At 70.7% G+C, this 18526-nt stretch carries 15 protein-coding genes and 1 pseudogene; 5 read left to right on the top strand and 11 right to left on the bottom strand.

All coding sequences use genetic code 11. The annotated features are described in order from the left end of the window. Positions 1-41 precede the first annotated feature (41 nt). The gene (locus tag ACFLIT_RS13025; RefSeq protein ID WP_479911677.1) at positions 42-1112 is read right to left on the bottom strand and encodes an acyltransferase family protein; all 1071 of its coding nucleotides are present in this window, start codon (positions 1110-1112) and stop codon (positions 42-44) included. A gap of 209 nt (positions 1113-1321) precedes the next feature. On the opposite strand from ACFLIT_RS13025, the gene ACFLIT_RS13020 reads away from it, so the two are divergent. The 3 genes from ACFLIT_RS13020 to ACFLIT_RS13010 all read left to right on the top strand — a co-directional run bounded on the left by ACFLIT_RS13020 (position 1322) and on the right by ACFLIT_RS13010 (position 4634). Continuing rightward, on the top strand, positions 1322-2188 hold the full coding sequence (locus ACFLIT_RS13020; RefSeq protein WP_479911676.1) for a 50S ribosomal protein L11 methyltransferase: 867 nt from the start codon (positions 1322-1324) through the stop codon (positions 2186-2188). 56 nt (positions 2189-2244) lie between these two features. Beyond that, positions 2245-2676, top strand: a complete 432-nt coding sequence (locus ACFLIT_RS13015) for a hypothetical protein (protein WP_479911675.1) — start codon at positions 2245-2247, stop codon at positions 2674-2676. Positions 2677-2819: 143 nt separating this feature from the next. Beyond that, on the top strand, positions 2820-4634 hold the full coding sequence (locus ACFLIT_RS13010) for an aminopeptidase P family protein (protein ID WP_479911674.1): 1815 nt from the start codon (positions 2820-2822) through the stop codon (positions 4632-4634). 201 nt (positions 4635-4835) lie between these two features. Here the strand turns inward: ACFLIT_RS13010 and ACFLIT_RS13005 are convergent, their stop codons facing one another. The 9 genes and pseudogenes from ACFLIT_RS13005 to ftsZ all read right to left on the bottom strand — a co-directional run bounded on the left by ACFLIT_RS13005 (position 4836) and on the right by ftsZ (position 15647). After that, on the bottom strand, positions 4836-5444 hold the full coding sequence (locus tag ACFLIT_RS13005) for a heme-binding protein (protein WP_479911673.1): 609 nt from the start codon (positions 5442-5444) through the stop codon (positions 4836-4838). 134 nt (positions 5445-5578) lie between these two features. Further along, on the bottom strand, positions 5579-7909 hold the full coding sequence (gene ligA / locus ACFLIT_RS13000; RefSeq protein WP_479911672.1) for an NAD-dependent DNA ligase LigA: 2331 nt from the start codon (positions 7907-7909) through the stop codon (positions 5579-5581). A gap of 140 nt (positions 7910-8049) precedes the next feature. Further along, positions 8050-9744: a DNA repair protein RecN gene (gene recN, locus ACFLIT_RS12995; RefSeq protein ID WP_479911671.1), complete on the bottom strand. Its 1695-nt coding sequence runs from the start codon at positions 9742-9744 to the stop codon at positions 8050-8052. 165 nt (positions 9745-9909) lie between these two features. Next, positions 9910-10734 (bottom strand): annotated as a pseudogene (locus ACFLIT_RS12990) (outer membrane protein assembly factor BamD); the annotation flags it as partial. A gap of 200 nt (positions 10735-10934) precedes the next feature. Further along, the gene (locus tag ACFLIT_RS12985; RefSeq protein ID WP_479911670.1) at positions 10935-12143 is read right to left on the bottom strand and encodes a TonB family protein; all 1209 of its coding nucleotides are present in this window, start codon (positions 12141-12143) and stop codon (positions 10935-10937) included. Next, on the bottom strand, positions 12140-12502 hold the full coding sequence (locus tag ACFLIT_RS12980; RefSeq protein ID WP_479911669.1) for a BlaI/MecI/CopY family transcriptional regulator: 363 nt from the start codon (positions 12500-12502) through the stop codon (positions 12140-12142). The genes ACFLIT_RS12985 and ACFLIT_RS12980 overlap by 4 nt, the downstream gene beginning before the upstream one ends. A gap of 39 nt (positions 12503-12541) precedes the next feature. Continuing rightward, a complete protein-coding gene (locus tag ACFLIT_RS12975; RefSeq protein ID WP_479911668.1) occupies positions 12542-12877 on the bottom strand; it encodes a hypothetical protein in 336 nt (111 codons plus the stop codon). A gap of 137 nt (positions 12878-13014) precedes the next feature. Further along, positions 13015-13911: a UDP-3-O-acyl-N-acetylglucosamine deacetylase gene (gene lpxC / locus ACFLIT_RS12970; protein ID WP_479911667.1), complete on the bottom strand. Its 897-nt coding sequence runs from the start codon at positions 13909-13911 to the stop codon at positions 13015-13017. 230 nt (positions 13912-14141) lie between these two features. Continuing rightward, the gene (gene ftsZ, locus ACFLIT_RS12965) at positions 14142-15647 is read right to left on the bottom strand and encodes a cell division protein FtsZ (RefSeq protein WP_479911666.1); all 1506 of its coding nucleotides are present in this window, start codon (positions 15645-15647) and stop codon (positions 14142-14144) included. A 257-nt stretch (positions 15648-15904) separates the two neighbouring features. On the opposite strand from ftsZ, the gene ACFLIT_RS12960 reads away from it, so the two are divergent. Both ACFLIT_RS12960 and ACFLIT_RS12955 read left to right on the top strand, forming a co-directional pair. Further along, positions 15905-16786 carry a hypothetical protein gene (locus ACFLIT_RS12960; protein ID WP_479911665.1) on the top strand — a complete coding sequence of 294 codons (882 nt, stop codon included), beginning with the start codon at positions 15905-15907 and terminating at the stop codon, positions 16784-16786. A 67-nt stretch (positions 16787-16853) separates the two neighbouring features. Further along, entirely contained in the window at positions 16854-17204 is a 351-nt protein-coding gene (locus ACFLIT_RS12955) for a hypothetical protein (protein WP_479911664.1), read from the top strand. Here ACFLIT_RS12955 and ftsA read toward each other — a convergent pair whose 3' ends face one another. Beyond that, positions 17205-18521 carry a cell division protein FtsA gene (ftsA, locus tag ACFLIT_RS12950; RefSeq protein WP_479911663.1) on the bottom strand — a complete coding sequence of 439 codons (1317 nt, stop codon included), beginning with the start codon at positions 18519-18521 and terminating at the stop codon, positions 17205-17207. It abuts the gene before it with no gap. Between the last annotated feature and the right edge of the window lie 5 nt (positions 18522-18526).

Genomic DNA, 18526 nt, shown 5'->3' with positions numbered 1-18526 from the left:
GCCTGGGCGGGTTAACCGCGCACACTTAACCCTGGCGCGCTCTAGGCGGCGGGCTGTTTCGCCGCCGCGCGCGGGGCGGCCCGCCGTTCGCGACCGTTGCGGACAATCATGGCGATCGCCGACTGCAGCGGCTGGTCGATGAGGTGGTGGAACAGGGCGGCGACGGCCAGGGCCGCCGGGATCGAGGCCGCCCAGGCGGCCCAGCGCAGCGCGACCGGCGCGCCGTCGAACAGCCGCTCCGTGACGTTGAACCAGATCGCCGAGGTCAGGATGTGGGTCAGGAACAGCGAGAACGAGAGCTGGGCCAGGTAGGCGACGACCTTTGAGCCGCGCGGCTGGCGGACCGAACCGCAGGCCACGATCACCAGCCCGATCAGCGCCATGCTGACCAGATCGCTCCGCACGACCGCCTGCAGCGCGATCAGACCCGTCAACGCCAGGATTCCGACCGGGCCCGCCCAACCTCGCGGCAGCGGAAGATCGTCGGTCACGCGCGCCAGGCCCAGTCCGAAAAGAAACAGCGGCAGGGCGCGCACCACGCCCAGGAAGTAAGGCAGCTGGAACATCGGGCCGCCGAGCGCCGCCTCGGCCCAGGCGTCCGCCGCCATCACCAGCAGGAGCCCGACGGCGACTACGCCGGCGGCCGGGGCGCGCGCCGCCAGACGCCATGCGAAGGGAAACGCCGCGTAACAGACGAACAACGCCGAAAGCGACCAGGTGGGAAAGTTCCACCCCGTCCCGACCGGCGCGCCCCATGCCTGGACGAGGAACAGTTGCGCCAGGAAATCGGCGGGCTGGTAGTCCATGGGCCGGTTCGGCGCCTGGCCGATGGCGGCGGCGGCCAGGACGAAGACGAGGAAGGTGACCATCATCACCGCATGGCCGGGCCAGATGCGACGCAGCCGCCGCGTCACGACCTCCACCGCCGTGGTCCGCCCCTCCTGCAACCGCCGACCGTAGCCCTTGGCCAGGACGTAGCCCGACAGCATCAGGAAGAAATCGGTGGCGAGGTATCCGCGGGTCAGCGCCGGATGCAGGCGCGTGACATCGACGGGCGCGGCGGCGGCGTAATGGTAGAGGACGATGAAAATCGCCGCCGCGAACCGCAACAAATCCAGCGGCCCTCCCCGCTGGGCGGGAGTCGCAAAAGATGTGACGCCGACCTGAGCCAAGGAGTCCCCCGAGTTCGCAATAGACACAGTTTGCAACAGTTCGGCGGCGGCGCATGGCGCCTGCGTCCCTGGCGGGAGCGCGCCGCGCGAAACCTCTCCTGAGAGGCGAGGCGCTTCCACCCGCCGCGCCATCGCATTAGAGGGGGCGCATGACCGACCAAGCCTTTCAGATCGTCGCCCGTGGCCCCCGCGCCGTAGCCGAGGCCGCCGCCGAAGCCATCGACTCCGACGCCGCCCTGGAGGGCGCCACCTATTCGATCCTCGAGGAGGACGAAGACCACGACGTCTGGCGCATCGACGCCTTCCCGACGTCGGACGATGAGGTCGAGGGGCTGAAGTCGGCGCTGGCCGCCTTCCCCGCGTTGCGCGTCACGGTCGAAGCGCTGGCCGACGCCGACTGGCTGGCCATGGCCCTGTCCGGCCTGCCGCCGGTGCGCGCGGGCCGCTTCTTCGTCTACGGCATGCACGACCGGGGCCGCACCCCGGCCAGCACCGTCAACCTGCGCATCGAGGCGGGCGCCGCCTTCGGCACCGGCCACCACGGCACGACGGTGGGCTGCCTGCTGGCCTTCGACGAGCTGCTGAAGGCCCACCGCTTCCCCAAGGTGCTGGACGTCGGGGCCGGCACCGGCCTGCTGGCCATCGCGGCGGCCCGCACCGGCTCGAAGATCGCCGTCGGCACCGACATCGACCGGCCGAGCGTGCGCATCAGCCGCGAGAACGCCAAGGTGAACCGCGCCGACGCGCGCTTCGTCCACGCCTCCGGCCTCAGCCACACCCTGGTGCGCGCCGACGCGCCCTACGACCTGGTGTTCGCCAACATCCTGGCCCGGCCGCTGATCCATCTGGCCGAGCAGATCAAGCGGGCCACCAGGCCCGGCGGCCATGTGATCCTCTCGGGCCTGCTGCGCACCCAGGAGCGGATGGTGTTCGCCGCCTACCGCTCGCGCGGCTTCCGGCTGCAGCGTCGCATCCACCGCGACGCCTGGGCCGCGCTGGTGCTTGTTCGCCCCTAGGCCCGGAACTGCGGGGGTTTTCCTGGCGTTTTCGACTTGAACGCGAGGAACTGAAGATGTCCGACGCCCCTACTCCCCAAGACCGCTCTGGGCCAACCCGTGAAACCCGCGTGGTGGTCGACCGCGCGACGGGCGGCGCCACCGGCTGGGTGGTGGCCGCCATCGTGGCGGCCCTGGCCATCATCGCCATCGGCTTCATGGTCAGCAGCCGATCGCCGGACGCCACCCAGGCGCAGATCGCCAATGCGCTTGAGCAGGGGCGAATGCAGGGCCAGGTGGAAGGCCAGTCGTCGTCCGGCGCCCAGGCGGCGATGAACGCCCAGATCGCCGCCGAGCGCGCCGCCGCCGCGACTCAACAGGCCGCCGCCGACGCCCGGAACTCCGCCGATCAGGCCGCCGCCAACGTGGCCGACGCGGCCCAGGACGCCAGCGACCGGATCGCCGCCGAACCGCCGCAGGCAACCCAGCCGCTGACGCCCGCGCAGTAGGAAAGATTCCGCTCACCCCCGCGTAGGCGGGGGCCTAGGTTTTTTATCGAATGCGCCGTCTCTGGCAGAAAAAGCCTGGGTCCCCGCTTTCGCGGGGATGAGCGGGGTTGTTTGGGGTGGGGCCGCGACCTTAAATCTCTCCCATGCGCCAGACCTTCAACGAGACCACCGATCCGTCCTTCGGGCCCAGGCACGTGCCGCTGATCCGCCAGGCGATGGCGGCGCAGGGGCTGGACGGCTTCCTCGTGCCGCACGAGGACGAGCACCAGAACGAATATCTGCCCGAGGCCAACGACCGTCTCGCCTGGGCGACCGGCTTCACCGGCTCGGCCGGGGCGGCGGTGATCCTGAGGGACAAGGCCGCCGTGTTCGTGGACGGCCGCTACACCCTGCAGGTGCGCGATCAGGTCGACGCGGGCCTGTTCGAGATCCGCGACCTGGTGGAGGGCGGCCCGGCGGCCTATCTCGAAGACGCCGCCAAGGCCGGTTGGACCATCGGCTACGATCCCAAGCTGCACAGCCCGGAAGCCCTGGCCCCGCTGCGTCGCGCGGCCGAACGCGTGGGCGCCGTGCTGAAGCCGGTCTCCGACAACCCGCTCGACGCCGCCTGGGGCGAAGCCCGCCCGGGGCAGCCGATGAGCCAGGCCACGCCCCATCCGCTGGAGTTCGCCGGGGAGGCCTCGGCCGACAAGCGCGCGCGCCTCGCCGAGGGCCTGCGCAGGGAGGGCCTGGACGCGGCCGTGATCAGCGACCCGGCCTCGACAGCCTGGCTGTTCAACATCCGCGGCGACGACGTGATCCGCAAGCCGCTGGCGCTGTCGCAGGCGATCCTCGCCAAGGACGGCACGGCGACCCTGTTCCTCGATCCGGCCAAGGTGAGCGACGACCTGCCGGCCTGGCTGGGCAACGAGGTGGGAGTCGAGGCGCCGGACGCCCTGCCCGCCGCCCTGCGCGGCCTGGCCGGAAAGCGCGTGGCGGTCGACCCGGCCCAGTCGTCGGCCTGGTACTTCGACCTGCTGGCCCAGGCCGGCGCCGAGGTGGTGCGGGCGGCCGATCCGGTGGCCCTTCCCCGGGCCGCCAAGAACGCGGTGGAGATCGAAGGCGCGCGCAAGGCGCATGTGCGCGACGGCGCGGCCCTGGCCAACTTCCTGCACTGGCTGGCCACCGATGCGCAGAGCAACCTGCCGGACGAGATGAGCGTGGTGGAAAGGCTGGAAGGCTTCCGCGAGGCCACCGGCGCCCTGAAGGACCTGTCGTTCGACACCATCGCCGGCGCCGCCTCCAACGGGGCCATCGTCCACTACCGGCCGACCGAGCGGCTGAACAAGCGCACCGAGAGCGGCTCCCTGCTGCTGGTCGACAGCGGCGCCCAATACCTCGACGGCACCACCGACGTGACCCGCACCGTGGCCATCGGCGAGCCGAGCGCCGAGATGCGCCAGCGCTTCACCCTGGTGCTGAAGGGGCACCTCGCCCTGGCCCGCATCCGCTTCCCAGCCGGGACCACCGGCTCGGCGCTGGACGCCCTGGCCCGCGCGGCGCTGTGGATGCACGGCCTCGACTACGACCACGGCACAGGCCACGGAGTGGGCAGCTACCTGGGCGTCCACGAAGGCCCGCAGCGCATCTCCAAGGCGCCGAACGCCATCGCCCTGCGGCCGGGGATGATCGTCTCCAACGAGCCCGGCTACTACAAGGCCGGCGCCTACGGCATCCGCATCGAGAACCTGCAGTACGTGACGGCGCCGGCCGACATCGCCGACGGCGAGCGGCCGATGCTGGGCTTCGAGACCCTGACGCTGGCGCCGATCGATCGGCGGCTGATCGAGGTGGGTTTGCTGACAGCCGAGGAGCGCGCGCAGATGGACGCCTATCACGCGCGGGTGCTGCGGGAGATAGGACCGCTGGTGGGGGCGGAGGTGAAGGCGTGGCTGGGAGAGGTGTGCGCGGCGCTTTGAGGGGCATCCAACCTCGGACCTCATCCTGAGGCGCCCGCGCAAGCGGGCCTCGAAGGATCGATGGCAGGCGCGGAGTCCGGCTGGAGCCTCCTTCGAGGCTCGCTCCGCTCGCACCTCAGGATGAGGTGATTGTTGGCTGCGCAAAAGAAAAACGGCCGGTCGTGGGACCGGCCGTTTTCGTATTCGCCTAAGCCGAAGCGCTTACTTCAGGCGCGACTGGACCTTGGTCAGGCCGGCCTGGGCGCATTCCTCGTCGTTGTTGATCTGGCTGCCCGAGACGGTGATCGCGCCGATCATGTCGTTGCCGACGAAGATCGGAACGGCGCCCGGGAACAGGGTCGCGCCGTCCTCGGCGCCCCAGAAGGCCAGCACCGGGTCGTTGGCCGACAGGCCGCGGGTCTGCGAGCTGGACTTGCCGGTGCGGTAGACCGACTTGGCCTTGGGCTTCAGCAGGCGCAGCGAGCGCATGCCGGCGGCGTTCGGGGTGATCAGCACCACCGGCTCATTGGCCGAGTCGGTGACCTGGACCGAGATGTCCTGGCCCTTGGACTTGCAGAAGTTGATCGATTCCAGGGCCGCCTCGACCGCCAGGTCGTAGGCCGGGCCCCGGGCCTTGGCGCGATCGATGTACTCGGCAGGGGTCGGGGCGCGCGGCGGGCGCGGACCGGCCGGAGCGCCGCCGGGACCGCCCGGAGCGCCGGCGCGCGGCGGGCCGCCGGCGGGCGGGGCGCCAGGCGCGCCCTGCGCCAGGGCGGCGCCCGCGGTCAGCGCCAGGGCCGAGCCGGCGATCATCATCGTGCGAAGCTTCATAGGTGCTCTCCCCCCATAGTTATTTTGGCGAACAATGCTTCAGGGCCGCAGGCCCCGCAAGCCGGGAAACCTTGAGGCGGAATCCTCGACCTCACGGAGCGCCCCGCCTTGCGCTCAACCCTTGAGAAGCGGCGCTACGCCCCGATCATCGCCAGCCATTCGTCCTCGGTCAGCACCGTGACGCCGTGCTTCTCGGCCTCCTTGAGCTTGGAGCCTGCGCCCGGGCCGGCGACGAGGTAGTCGGTCTTCTTGGAGACGGAGCCCGCCGCCTTGGCGCCGAGGGATTCGGCCTGGGCCTTGGCTTCGTCGCGGGTCATGCGTTCAAGGGCGCCGGTGAAGACCACGGTCTTGCCCGCGATGGCGGTGTCGGTCTTGGCCTTCGGCAGCGGGACGATCTCGGTGAGTTCGCCGACCAGGGCTTCGACCAGGGCGCGGTTGTGCGGCTCGCGGAAGAAGGCGGCGATCGACTGGGCGGCGACGGGGCCGACGCCGTCGATGGCCGACAGGGCCAGGAAATCCTCGCCCGGCTGGCCGGCGGCGGCCTCGCGGATCGCGGCGGCGAAATCGTCCCACGTCTCGTAGCGTTCGATCAGGGCGCGGCGCGCGGGGGCGTTCAACCCGGCGCAGGCGTGATCGATCTTGGTCGCCATCGGCGCGTCGGGCCAGGGATCGGCGGCGAGCGTCAGGGAAAGCAGATGATCGCGGGCCTTGGGGCCGAGGCCGGGCAATTCCGACAACTCGACGAAAGCCGGGCTCGGCGACTGCTGCGAGGCCTTCAGCACCGCATCTTCCAACGCCTTGAAGCTGTCGAAGGCGCGCGCCAGGTGCAGGGCGGTGGTCTCGCCGATGTCGCGGATGCCGAGGGCGATCAGGAAGCGGTCGAGGCTGATGGTTCGGCGGGCGTCGATGCCGGCGATCAGGTTGGCGACGGAGGTCTCGCCGTAACCGTCCCGCTCGCGCAGGGCCTGCAGGCGGGCCTCGTCGCGCGTCAGGCGGAAGATGTCGGCCGGCTCCTTGATCCAGCCTTCCTCGAGGAACGCTTCGAGCTGCTTGATCCCCAGGCCCTCGATGTCGAAGGCGCGGCGGGCGACGAAGTGGATCAGGTGGCGGATCTTCTGGAACGGACAGGCGAACTCGCCGGTGCAGCGGCGGGCCACGGTGGTGGCTCCGCCGGCCGTCGTCTCCTGCACCACCGGCGTCTTCAGCGGGCAGACGCAGACGTGGGGGAAGTCGTACTTGGGCAGAGGGCGGTCCGGGTCGGCGTTCACTGGGCCGAGGATCTGCGGGATCACGTCGCCGGCCCGCTGAAGCGTCACGACATCGCCGATGCGGATGTCCTTGCGCTCGATCTCGTCGGCGTTGTGCAGGGTGGCGTTGCGGACGACCACGCCGCCGACCGTGACCGGATGCAGCCGCGCGACGGGGGTGAGCGTGCCGGTGCGGCCCACCTGGATGTCGATGGCTTCCAGGGTGGTCGTGGCCTGCTGGGCGGGGAACTTGTGGGCGATGGCCCAGCGCGGCGAGCGGGAAACGAAGCCGAGGCGGCGCTGCCAGTCCAGCCGGTCGACCTTGTAGACCACGCCGTCGATGTCATAGGGCAGCTGCGAGCGCTCGGCGCCGATGCTGCGATAGACCTCCAGCAGGCCTTCGGCGTCTTCCACGCGCCGCGAGCGGTCGTTGGTGGTGAAGCCCCAGGATTTCAGCTTGGCCAGGGCCTCCCACTGGGTCTCGGCGAAGTCGGCGCTGGTCTCGCCCCAGGCGTAGGCGAAGAAGCGCAGCGGGCGCTTGGCGGTGACCTCGGGGTTCTTCTGGCGCAGGGAGCCGGCGGCGAAGTTGCGGGGGTTGGCCTTGGTCGCCTCGCCGGCTTCGAGCGCGGCGGCGTTGAAGGCCTCGAACTCGGCGACGGGGGCATAGACCTCGCCGCGGATTTCGATGCGGCTGGGCCAGCCGGTCCCCTCAAGCCTGGCGGGAATCTGCTTCAAGGTGCGCAGGTTGGCGGTGATGTCCTCGCCCGTGCGGCCGTCCCCGCGGGTGGCGCCGCGCACGAATTTGCCGTCGACATAGAGCAGCGAGGCGGAGAGGCCGTCGATCTTGGGCTCGGCGGTGAAGGCGACGTGGTCATCCGGCCCCAGCTTCAGGAAGCGGCGCACGCGGGCGGCGAAGTCGGTGACGTCCTCGTCGGCGAAGGCGTTGTCGAGGCTGAGCATCGGCACGCCGTGCTCGACGGGGGCGAACTGCGACGAGGCGGCGGCGCCGACCTTCAGCGACGGGCTGTTGTCGCGCACATGCTGCGGGAAACGGGCCTCGAGCTCGGCGTTGCGCCGCTTCAGGGCGTCGTAGTCGGCGTCGCTGATCGTGGGGGCGTCGTTCTGGTGATAGGCGATGTCGTGCGCCGCCATCTCGTCGGCGAGCCGCTCCAGCTCCTCGACGGCTTCGGCCTCGGAAAGATCGGTGACGTTCTTCACCTTCCCTCTCCCTTGATGGGAGAGGGGCAGGGGTGAGGGTGAATGCTGAATTCGCCGCTCGACGCCGGCGCAAGCTGAACCACCGAGTCACCCCCATCCCTGCCCTTCCCCCATCAAGGGGGAAGGGAAGCAAAATGCAATCACGCCCCGATCAGCGCCCTGGCCGCCGCGCGGGCCGCGTCGGTGACCGCCGCGCCGGCCAGCATGCGGGCGATCTCTTCTTCCTGTTCGGCGGCAGTGAGCACGGCGACGTCGGTGCGCAGATGATCAGCGCCGCCCTTGGCGACTTTCCAGTGGGCGCTGGCGCGGGCGGCCACCTGCGGGCTGTGGGTGACGACCAGCACCTGGGCGGTCTCGGCCAGGCGGCGCAGGCGCAGGCCGACGGCGTCGGCCACGGCCCCGCCGACGCCCTGGTCGACCTCGTCGAAGATCATCAGCGGCTGGCGCGCGTCGGCGCGGCCCGCGAGGGCGGCCTTGAGGGCCAGGGCGAAGCGGGCCAGTTCGCCGCCCGAGGCGATGGCCCCGAGGTCGCCGAAGGGGGCGCCGGGGTTGGTGGCGATCTCGAAGCCGACGCGATCCACGCCGGACGGCCCCGCCCTGCCCTCGTCCAGCGGATCGACGGCGACGCGGAAGCGGGCCTTTTCCAGCTTGAGGGGTGCGAGCTCGGCCTCGACGGCGGCGGCCAGGCGGTCGCCCGCGGCGCGGCGCTCGGCGGTCAGCTTGCCGGCGGCGGCGAGATAGGCGGCCTTGGCGACGGCCTCCTGCTGCTCGGCGGCCTTGAGGGCGTCGCCCGAGGTCTCGATGGCGGCCAGCTTGGCGGCGAACTCAGCGCGCAGGGACGGCAGGGCGTCGACGGTGGTGGAGAGCTTGCGGGCCAGGGCGCGCAGGGCGAACAGACGCTCCTCGGCCTTCTCCAGCCGCTGGGGATCGATATCGAAAGCCTCGGCGGCCAAGTCGATGGCGGCGCTGGCCTCCTGGGCCTCGACCAGGGCGCGGTCGCAAGCCTCCCCGGCGGCGACGAGGCGGGCGACCGCCTGGCTCGCGGAGTCGAGCCCTGCCTGGGCGGCGCGCTCGCGCGCCCGCTCCAGCGCCCGGAAGGCGGCCGCCAGCTTGCCGGTGAGGCCGTCGCCGGCGAAGGCGTCGCGGGCGGCGGACAGGTCTGCCAGGGCCTTTTCGGCGGCGCCGAGCACGGCGCGCTCCTCGGCGAGGGCGACCTCCTCGCCTTCACGCGGATCGAGGCGATCGAGTTCGCCCAGGCGAAGGGTGATTTCCTCGGTCTCGGCGGCGGCGCGGCCGGCGAGGTCGCGCAGCTCAGCGGCCGCTTCACGGGCGGCGCGCCAGGCGCTCCAGGCCGAGGCGACGGCTTCGAGGCTGACGCCCCCGAAGGCGTCGAGCAGCGGGCGGTGGGTGCGGCTGTCGAGCAGGCCCACCGTCTCGTGCTGGCCATGGACCTCGACCAGCAGGCCGCCGATCTCCTTCAGGGCCGCGACGCTGGTGGCCTGGTCGTTGACGAAGGCGCGGCTGCGGCCATCGGCGCCGAGGGTGCGGCGCAGGACGAGATCTTCCGAGCGGTCGTAGTCGAGGCCCTTGTCATCGAGCAGGGCCCACACCGGGTGTTCGCGGTCGAGGGCGAAGCTGGCCGTGGCGCCGGCCTGGCTGGCGCCCCGGCGCACGAGGCCGGCGTCGGCCCGCGCCCCGAGAGCCAGGCCCAGGGCGTCGAGGATGATCGACTTGCCCGCGCCGGTCTCGCCGGTGAGCGCCGTCAGGCCAGCGCCGATGGCCAGATCGAGAGACTCAATCAGCACGACGTCGCGGATGCCCAGGCCAATCAGCATGGCGTGAGGATCGCCCTGAATCGCGTTCGAGAAAAGAGCGCGTCGCTCTGGCTAGAGGCCGAAATGCCCGAAGCCGAACAGGCCGCGACGGCCCTCCTGCTGCGTCGACGAGGCGGGCGGGGCGGCGGCGCTGTTCGGGGGCGGGGTCACGCCCCCGTCGGCGGCCGGCGGCGCCAGGGTATTGCCCTTCAGGTGCAGCAGGCGCTGCAGGTAGCTGCGCTTGGCGGCATTGGAGCGCGGCTCCACGGCGGGGCGCAGGCCGTTGTTGGTCAGGAGCTTGTAGGCGTCGGTGTACCAGGCGTCGCCGGGGAAGTTGTAGCCCAGCACGGCGCCGTTCTTCTTGGCTTCCTCCAGCACGCCGAGGCTCAGATAGACCTCGACCAGGCGGTAGAGCGCCTCGGGCGTGTGGGACGTCGTCTGATAGCGGTCGATCACCGTGCGGAAGCGGCCGATGGCGGCCACCGGCTGGTTCTGCCGCAGGTAATAGCGGCCGACCGCCATTTCCTTGCCGGCCAGCTGGTCGTTGACCATGTCGATCTTCAGGCGGGCGTCGCGCGCGTATTCGGTGTTCGGGTAGCGCTGGACGACGTCGCGCAGGGCGTTGAGCGCCTGTTCGGTGGCCGCCTGGTCGCGGCCCACGTCGACGATCTGTTCGAAGTAGCAGATGGCCTTCAGGTAGTAGGCGTACACCGTCGACGGATTGCCCGGGTACAGCGAGGCGAAACGGTCGGCGTCGCCGATGGCCTCGGCGTACTGGTTCGACTGGTAGTGGGCGAAGGCCTGCATCAGGATCGCCCGGCGCGACCATTCCGAATAGGGGTGCTGGCGCTCGACTTCCTGGAAATAGCTGACCGCCTCGTTCCAGCGCCGGCTGTCCATCCGCTCGGCGCCCGTGGCGTAGAGCAGCTCCACCGGACGCTCTTCATAGACGATGGACTGCGTGGGCCGCCGAGACGCGCAGGAGGTCGCGCCGACCGCGGCGACGACGATGAACGCCAGGGTGGCGATGCGACGCTGCGTGGTTCGATGCAAGGACCTGGACCTCTGGACTCTTGGACGCGCGCCCCCGCGCCGGACTCGTGGCTTCTACACCAGCGCGAAGCGGGCGCAAACGCGTGAGACGTCGCGTCTAGATATGGAAGGCGGCCAAGTTGGGGCGGGTCCGGCCGGACCCCGCCCCGCCGAAGCCTTTACGGCCGCGGATTGGGGGCCAGGGCGAACATGATGGGGATGAAAACCTTGCCGTTGGCGGTCGGCTTTCCATCCTGGCTTTGCGGCGACATCTGGAAGCTTTCGCTCAGTTTCATCGCCGCGTCGCCGAAGCCGGCGGAGGCGGGTGATTCCGAGGCGACCTTGCAGGCCTTCAGACGGCCGTCGACAGCGACGCCGCAATCCAGAAGAACCCGCCCGCCGGTCCGCGTCTTGGCGGCGTCCGCGGGATAGAAACGCGCCAGGTCTGCGCCGGTGGGGCGTGACACCCAGTTCGGCCGGCGGATGACCTCGGCGGGGGCCGGATTGGCCGCCCAGACCGCGCCGACGCCGGCGAGGCCGAGAACGGCGACAAGCCCGAGACCCAAGGCCTTGCGGCGCCGGGACAGGGAGGCGGAACTCATCATCACAAGTCTCTCCTTCAGGGGTTGAACGCCGCCGGCGGGCCAATGGCAGGCGAGCGGCGCGGACACCGGCGCGGCGAGCGCGCCGATCAGGGTTTCGGCGTAGAGCCGGGAGGACTGAGGGCGGCGCGCGAGCACGGCCGCATCGCAGGCGATTTCCTGATCCACCCGCAGGCGCTGGGCGGCGAGATGGACCAGGGGGTTGAACCAGGCCAGGCACCGCAGGGCGACGGTCAGGCCGTTGATGAGCGCATCCCCCCGCGCCAGATGGACCCGCTCATGGGCCAGGACCAGCGCCCTCGCCTCGCCTTGGAAACGCGCCTCGAAATCGACAGGCAGGACGATACGCGGACGAAGAAGGCCGACGACCAGAGGCCCGGCGTGGTGCTTCCGGCCGATCAGGACGCCGCGATCCTGTCCCCAGGGCGCCAACGGCCCAAGCGCGCGCATGAAGCGCGCCTGACGAAGCGCGAAGAGGCCGAAGGCCGCCAGCACCCCAACCAGCCATAGGCCGGCGAGAGCGGCTCGCCAGTCAAAGCCGACGGCCTCGGCCGCCGGCCGTGTGCTCGGCGCGGCGGCGGCCACGACGGGAGCGAGCAGGCCGGCCGGCGCGCTCGGCGGGAGCAAGGCGATCAGCAGGCAGGCGGGCGCCGCCAGCCACAGCGCATATCCCGTCAGGGCGCCGAAGCCGCGTCGGATCGGGCGACGCAGGAGAAGGATGACGAGGATCGTCGCGGACAGGACCAGATTGCCGCGCAGCAGCAGGGTGAGGACCGCGCCGCTCATTTGCCGATCTTCTCGACCAGGGCCTTCAGCTCGGCGATGTCGGCCGCGCTGAGCTTGTCGCCCTCGGCCAGGTGACTGACCAGGGGCGCGAGACGCCCGTCAAACAGCCGGTCCAGCAGGCCCTGGCTTTCGTCCTCGACATAGGCGTCGCGGGTCAGGACCGGGGAGTAGAGGTAGCGGCGGCCTTCCGCCTGCGCGGCGATCGCCTTCTTCTTGAGGAGACGGCTGATCAGTTGCTTCACCGTGCCCTCAGTCCAGCCCTGCGGCTCACCGACCTCGGCGATGATCGCCTCGGACGTCAGGGGTTGGCGCCGCCACAGGGCCTCCATGATGACGCTCTCCGCCGCGCTGACTTTCATCGATCGTCTCCGCTCATCGTTCCGCGATCCCAGCACATCTCAGCGCAGCGCGCAGTCTCCCCGGACGACAGTCGGCGACATGACCATCTGTCCATGGGTGTCGCTGCCTCCCGGTGGGACATTGTTGAAGTAAATCAATCCCGTCTGTACGGCCGATCCGGTTGCATCGACATAGTTGCAGGCCACCGTCAGCCGCTTCGAAGGGCGGCGGCCGCTATTGGAAAGGGTCACCGAGACGGCAACGCCGTTCATCGTCGGAAGCGGCTTCGGCTCGCTGATCGCGACCTGGAACGGCGATGACGGACGGAGGCCCGCACAAGCGGAAATCAGCAGCAGCGGAGCGGCTAGAACGACGCCGAAAGCGATCCGTTTCATCCGCCCCTCGCTCTCTGTTGACGTTTGTCAACATCATTGATGACAAATGTCATCGTTTGCGTCAAGCGTTCGAAACGCAAGGCGGCGCGCACGAGAACCGTGCGCGCCGCCAGGATGTTCGCGGGTGGAAAGTCGCCTTAGGCCGAGGCGGCCTGGGCCATTTCCTGCATCGCCGGGCGGTAGCGCCAGGCGTTCGGGCGCGCCATGAGGGCGCGGACGACGGCGTTGTTCAGGCCGTGGCCGGCCTTCACGCCCTCGAAGCGGGCCAGCAGCGGCGCGCCGAGCACATAGAGGTCGCCCACCGCGTCCAGCGCCTTGTGGCGCACGAACTCGTCCGGGCGGCGCAGGCCTTCCGGGTTGAGCACGCGGTCGCCATCGATGACCACGGCGTTCTCCATCGAGCCGCCGCGGGCGAGGCCCGCCTGACGCAGGGCTTCGACTTCCTGCACGAAGCCGAAGGTGCGGCAGTCGGAGAGCTCGTAGCGGAAGCTCTGCTCGTCGACGATCAGGTCGACGCGCTGGCGGCCGATGGCCTTGCTGTCGAACTCGATCTCGAAGGCCATCTCGAAATGCTCGCTCGGGGTCAGCACGGCGCGCTTGTCGCCTTCGATGACCTCGATCGGCTCCAGCACTTCGATGAAGCGACGGACGGCGTCCTGCGGCTTGCGGCCGGCGCGGTCGAGGATCGAGACGAACGGGGCCGAGGAGCCGTCCATGATCGGCACTTCCGGGCCGTCCAGCTCGATGACGGCGTTGTCGATCGACAGGGCGGCCAGGGCGGCCATCAGGTGTTCGATGGTCGAGACGGTGACGCCGGCGGCGTTGCCGATGACGGTGCCGAGACGGGTCTGGACCACGGCGTCGCCATGAGCCGGCACGCGGTTGTCACGGTCGCGCACATCGGCGCGCACGAAGACGATGCCGGCGTCAACGGCGGCGGGGCGGATCGCGACGCGCACATGCGCGCCGGTGTGGACGCCCACACCGGCGAAGATGGCCGGACCCGCGAGGGTATGTTGCTGCGAAATCGACACGCGCGAGACTACCTTTACTTGTCAGCGGTCCTTCGCCCCTTGCGAGACGGGCCGCCTTATCCCCGCTTGCCTTGTAGGGCGGATGCTGCACCGCCGCAAAGCAACTCAGGTTTCCGATTGTTTCGCTGCAAGCCGTTGAAAAAACGGCTAAAATTGGGCGTCAGAAACGCAGAAAAGGCCGCCCTGCCCGGACGGCCTTTCCGATAGTGCTCAGCTGTGGCCCGAAGGCCTCAGTTGGCGAGGCGGCGCAGGAACGACGGAATCTCCAGATCGTCGCTCTCTTCGGGCTGAGCTTCCTCGACCGCCAGGGGGGCCGGACGGCCGCCGGCGACGGCGCGCTGCTGCGGCGCCGGGTTGCTCATCGGCTGCGGCTCATAGCGCGGACGGCCGCCGAACAGGCTGAGCCAACCGCCCTTCTGCTCGCGACGCTCGCCGCCGAAGGGGGGATCGGCGAACATCGGCTCGTCGTCCTCCTCGGCCACGGCCGGATCGACGATGCGGGTGACCGGCGCCGGGCGAGCTGCTTCGACCACCGAAGGTTCGGGGCTTTCGAAGCTGAAGTCCGACTGCTGCCGGATCGGCTCGGCCGCCCTCTGCTGCACGAGCGGCTCGGGCGCGGGCTCGGGAGCCGGCGGCGGGGCGAAGGCGGGTTCCGGCGCGGCGGCGGCCGGCGAGGTCGGGGCGGAATAGGCCGGGGCGTCGCTGATCTTCAGGGTCGGCGGGGCGATGTTGGCGCGCGGGATGGCCTTGGGCTCGATCGCCTGGATCGAGGCGCCGTCCATGCCGGTGGCGACCACCGAGACGCGGATCATGCCGTCCAGGGCCGGGTCGAAGGCGGCGCCGAAGATGATGTTGGCTTCCGGATCGACCTGGTCGGAGATGGCGTTGGCCGCCTCGTCGACTTCCAGCAGGGTCATGTCGAGACCGCCGGTGACGTTGACCAGCACGGCCTTGGCGCCCTTCAGCGAGACTTCGTCGAGCAGCGGGTTGGCGATGGCGTTCTGCGCCGCCATCAGGGCGCGGTCTTCGCCCGTGGCCTCGCCGGTGCCCATCATCGCCTTGCCCATCTCGGTCATCACCGTGCGGACGTCGGCGAAGTCGAGGTTGATGAGGCCGGGCAGAACCATCAGGTCGGTGATCGAGCGCACGCCCGAGTGCAGCACCTGGTCGGCCATGCCGAAGGCTTCGGAGAAGGTGGTGCGTTCGTTCGCGATCCGGAACAGGTTCTGGTTCGGGATCACGATCATGGTGTCGACGTAGCGCTGCAGCTCGCTGATGCCGGCGTCGGCCAGGCGCATGCGGTGGCGGCCTTCGAAATGGAAGGGCTTGGTGACCACGCCGACGGTCAGGATGCCGCGCTCACGGGCGCACTTGGCGATGATCGGGGCCGCGCCGGTGCCGGTGCCGCCGCCCATGCCGGCGGTGATGAACACCATGTGGGCGCCGTCGAGGTGCTCGCCGATCTCCGGGAAGCTCTCCTCCGCCGCGCTCATGCCGACTTCCGGGTGGGCGCCGGCGCCGAGACCCTGGGTCACCTGGGCGCCGAGCTGGATGCGGCGTTCGGTCTTGGCGAACTGAAGTTGCTGGGCGTCGGTGTTGGCGACGACGAACTCGACGCCTTCCAGACCCGCCTCGATCATGTTGTTGACCGCGTTGCCCCCGGCGCCGCCGACGCCGAACACCACGATCCGGGGCTTCAGTTCCGTGGCGCGCGGCGCCGTGAGGGAAATAGCCATTCTGGTGAACCCTAACCTTCTGCCCGCTCGCCTGTTGGCGGCGACCGCCCGTCGCCGCGTCGTTGACGCGCGGTTAACTGTTGTCCCGCCATCGTTAATCGACGGTTAACTGCATAATCTGAGTCGGAAGCTCGGGGAGCGCCGTAAGACGAATTTGTGAGCCATCCACAACTTAATAACAGCCGTGGCCGGGAGACTCGGCGCGCGCGGGTTGGTAACCTAAGCTGGGCTGTCAGGTTAACAAGGGTGGGCTTCCCATGATCCGTAAGACTTCCGGCGCGCTCGCGCTGCTGGCGGCCGGCATGTTGGCCGCCGCCTTTACCATCCCGACGACGTCGAACGCCCAGACCGCGGCCGAACTGCAACTTCTACAGGCCTGTGGAGGAAACCTCGCCGCCTGCGCCAACGTGGCGCAGCAACTGCGCGCCTATCAGGCGGCGGGCGGAAACGCGGTCGGCATGAACCAGGTGCTGAACGCCGCCGCCGCGGCCGCCAACACGGCGCGCGGCCAGACGATCAACCCGGCCGCCTACGGCGCCTCCGCGATCGTCAGCCCCACCAACTCCGTCGGCGCCGTCGCCGCGTCCCAGCAATATGGCCAGTGCGTGAAGGCGGCCGGCCAGAACGCCCAGGCGGCCCAGGCCTGCATGCGCCTGCTGCCCCCGGAATGGGCCGCGCTCGGCCAGCAGGCGCAGGCCGCCTACCTCGCCAATCCCGCCGCCGCCAACGCGGCCCTCGGCCAGGTGATGAACAACGCCCAGGCCATGGCGTCCGGGAATCGCGGCCAGGCCCAGCCCCCGCAGAACAACCCGTTCGGCTCGGCCCTCGCCGCCATGGCCGGTCAGGTCGCGGGGCAGATGGGCGGCGCGGGCGCCCTCGCCGCCCAGGCGGCCGGCCTCGCCGGGACCTACAGCGCGCCCGCCCCGGCCTATAACCCGGTCAACAACGCCAACGCCGTCGCGGCGGCGACCGGCGGGTACCAGGCCTGCGTGATGTCGGTCGGGGTGACCAACACGGCGGGGGTCCAGGCCTGCCAGCAGCGCTTCTTCGGCGGCGGCGCCCCGGGCGTGGCCCCGCCCGCCCCGGCGCCGGCCGCGCAAGCCGCGCCCTACAATCCTTTCGCGGCCCTGGGGCGCTGAACGCGCTCACGCGTTGACGAGGGGCATGAGGCGAGGGACGCTCGCGCCCGGACCGCAGGAGGAGCGCATGAAGACGGCTTGCTTGGGCGTTCTGGTCGCCCTGACTTTCACATCCGCCACCGCCGTGAGCGCCGCCGAGCCGGCCGGCCCGACGCCGAGCTACGTCGCGGTGTTCAGCGCGCCAGTGAATGTGCTCGTCGGCTGCTACACCAACAGTCGTACGCTGATGACATCGACGCCGACCGGCGACGGCTTCGCCATTCGACGCAAGGGCGAGACCTCGACGCTCCTGCTGAAGGACGACGGCGTGCGCAGCCGGGCGGAACTCTACAGGTCCGCCGACGGACCCAGCCGCGCGATGCGCCAGGTTCTACGGTCTTGCGACAGACGGGCGCTGTCCTCGACCGGGTCTCTCTGACTAGAGGTTGTCGCGCAGCCAGGCGGCGGCCTTGACCACCGGATTGGCGCGCGGATCCACCGGCGTCCGCTGAGCCTGATTGGCGGCGCGGGTCTTGGGCGTGACGGCTTCGCGCGGGCCGAAGGCGGCGCGGTGCAGCACGCCGGCGGCGGCGCAGAAAGCCGGGCCCGAGGCGGCGTCGGCCAGGTGAGGCACGCGGCGCGGACGGCCCAGGCGGACCGGACGGTCGAACACGCGCACGGCCACTTCCCGCACGCCGGCCAACTGACTGGCGCCGCCGGTCAGCACGATGCTGGCGCCCGGCTCGACCGGCGCGCCCGAGGCCTTCAGCTTCTCGCGCAGCAGCTCCAGCGTCTCCTCGACGCGAGGGGCGATGACGCCCTTCAGCAGGCTGCGGGGGGCGATCACCGGGCCGGCCGCCGGATCGTCGCCGCGCGGCGGCGCCTCGATCATCTCGCGGTCTTCGTTGGCGCTGGCGATGGCGGAGCCATGCAGGGTCTTGATGCGCTCGGCGCCGACCATCGAGGTCGACAGGCCGCGGGCGATATCCTGGGTCACGTGGCCGCCGCCGACGGGCAGGCTGTCGATGTGGCGCAGCGAGCCGCCGCCGAACACCGCCGCCGAGGTCGAACCGCCGCCCATGTCGATGCAGACGGCGCCCAGTTCCATCTCGTCGTCCTCCAGGGCCGCCAGGGCCGAGGCGAACGGTGAGGCGACGACGCCCTCGAACTGCAGGTGGGCGCGCTCGACGCAGTGGCCGAGGGTGCGGAACGCCGCCTCCTGCATGGAGACCACCAGCAGCTCCAGGCCCAGCGAGCGGCCGAACATGGCGCGCGGGTCGCGGATGGCGCGCTGGCCGTCCACCGACCAGGCGACGGGCAGAAGGTGGATGGCGCGGCGGCCGGGAATGCGGACCTGGGCCAGGGCCGACTGCAGGGCGCGCGACAGATCGCCGTCGCCGATCGGGCGGGCGCCGAGGGAGACCTGGGCGGTGACGCGGTGGCTGGCCAGCTGGCCGCCGGCGCAGGCGACGGTGACGCCCTGCACGCCGACGCCGGCCACGGTCTCGGCGCGCTCCACGGCCTGGGCGATGGCCTGGGCGGCTTCGTCCAGGTTGACGATGGCCCCGCCGCGCACGCCGCGCGATTGCACATAGCCGACGCCGCAGGTGGTCAAGGTGCGGTCGTCGCGACGGACCCCCTCCCCCTTCATGATGAAGCAGGAGACCTTGGACGCGCCGAGGTCGACCGCGGCCACCACGGGCTGGCGGGTGAGGGTCGCCTTGAGACCTTCGTCGCGCGTCAGGGTCTTGACCATGGTCG

The organism is Caulobacter sp. HJHS_5 (assembly GCF_056683955.1).
This window is presented reverse-complemented; position numbering and strand designations above follow the sequence as displayed.

Excerpts from the sequence above, each read along its gene's own strand:
- ACFLIT_RS13020 (WP_479911676.1), top strand. The coding sequence starts at position 1,322 with ATGACCGACCAAGCCTTTCAGATCGTCGCCCGTGGCCCCCGCGCCGTA.
- ACFLIT_RS13015 (WP_479911675.1), top strand. The coding sequence starts at position 2,245 with ATGTCCGACGCCCCTACTCCCCAAGACCGCTCTGGGCCAACCCGTGAA.
- ACFLIT_RS13010 (WP_479911674.1), top strand. The coding sequence starts at position 2,820 with ATGCGCCAGACCTTCAACGAGACCACCGATCCGTCCTTCGGGCCCAGG.
- ACFLIT_RS13005 (WP_479911673.1), bottom strand. The coding sequence starts at position 5,444 with ATGAAGCTTCGCACGATGATGATCGCCGGCTCGGCCCTGGCGCTGACC.
- recN (WP_479911671.1), bottom strand. The coding sequence starts at position 9,744 with ATGCTGATTGGCCTGGGCATCCGCGACGTCGTGCTGATTGAGTCTCTC.
- ACFLIT_RS12985 (WP_479911670.1), bottom strand. The coding sequence starts at position 12,143 with ATGAGCGGCGCGGTCCTCACCCTGCTGCTGCGCGGCAATCTGGTCCTG.
- ACFLIT_RS12980 (WP_479911669.1), bottom strand. The coding sequence starts at position 12,502 with ATGAAAGTCAGCGCGGCGGAGAGCGTCATCATGGAGGCCCTGTGGCGG.
- ACFLIT_RS12975 (WP_479911668.1), bottom strand. The coding sequence starts at position 12,877 with ATGAAACGGATCGCTTTCGGCGTCGTTCTAGCCGCTCCGCTGCTGCTG.
- ftsZ (WP_479911666.1), bottom strand. The coding sequence starts at position 15,647 with ATGGCTATTTCCCTCACGGCGCCGCGCGCCACGGAACTGAAGCCCCGG.
- ACFLIT_RS12960 (WP_479911665.1), top strand. The coding sequence starts at position 15,905 with ATGATCCGTAAGACTTCCGGCGCGCTCGCGCTGCTGGCGGCCGGCATG.
- ACFLIT_RS12955 (WP_479911664.1), top strand. The coding sequence starts at position 16,854 with ATGAAGACGGCTTGCTTGGGCGTTCTGGTCGCCCTGACTTTCACATCC.
- ftsA (WP_479911663.1), bottom strand. The coding sequence starts at position 18,521 with ATGGTCAAGACCCTGACGCGCGACGAAGGTCTCAAGGCGACCCTCACC.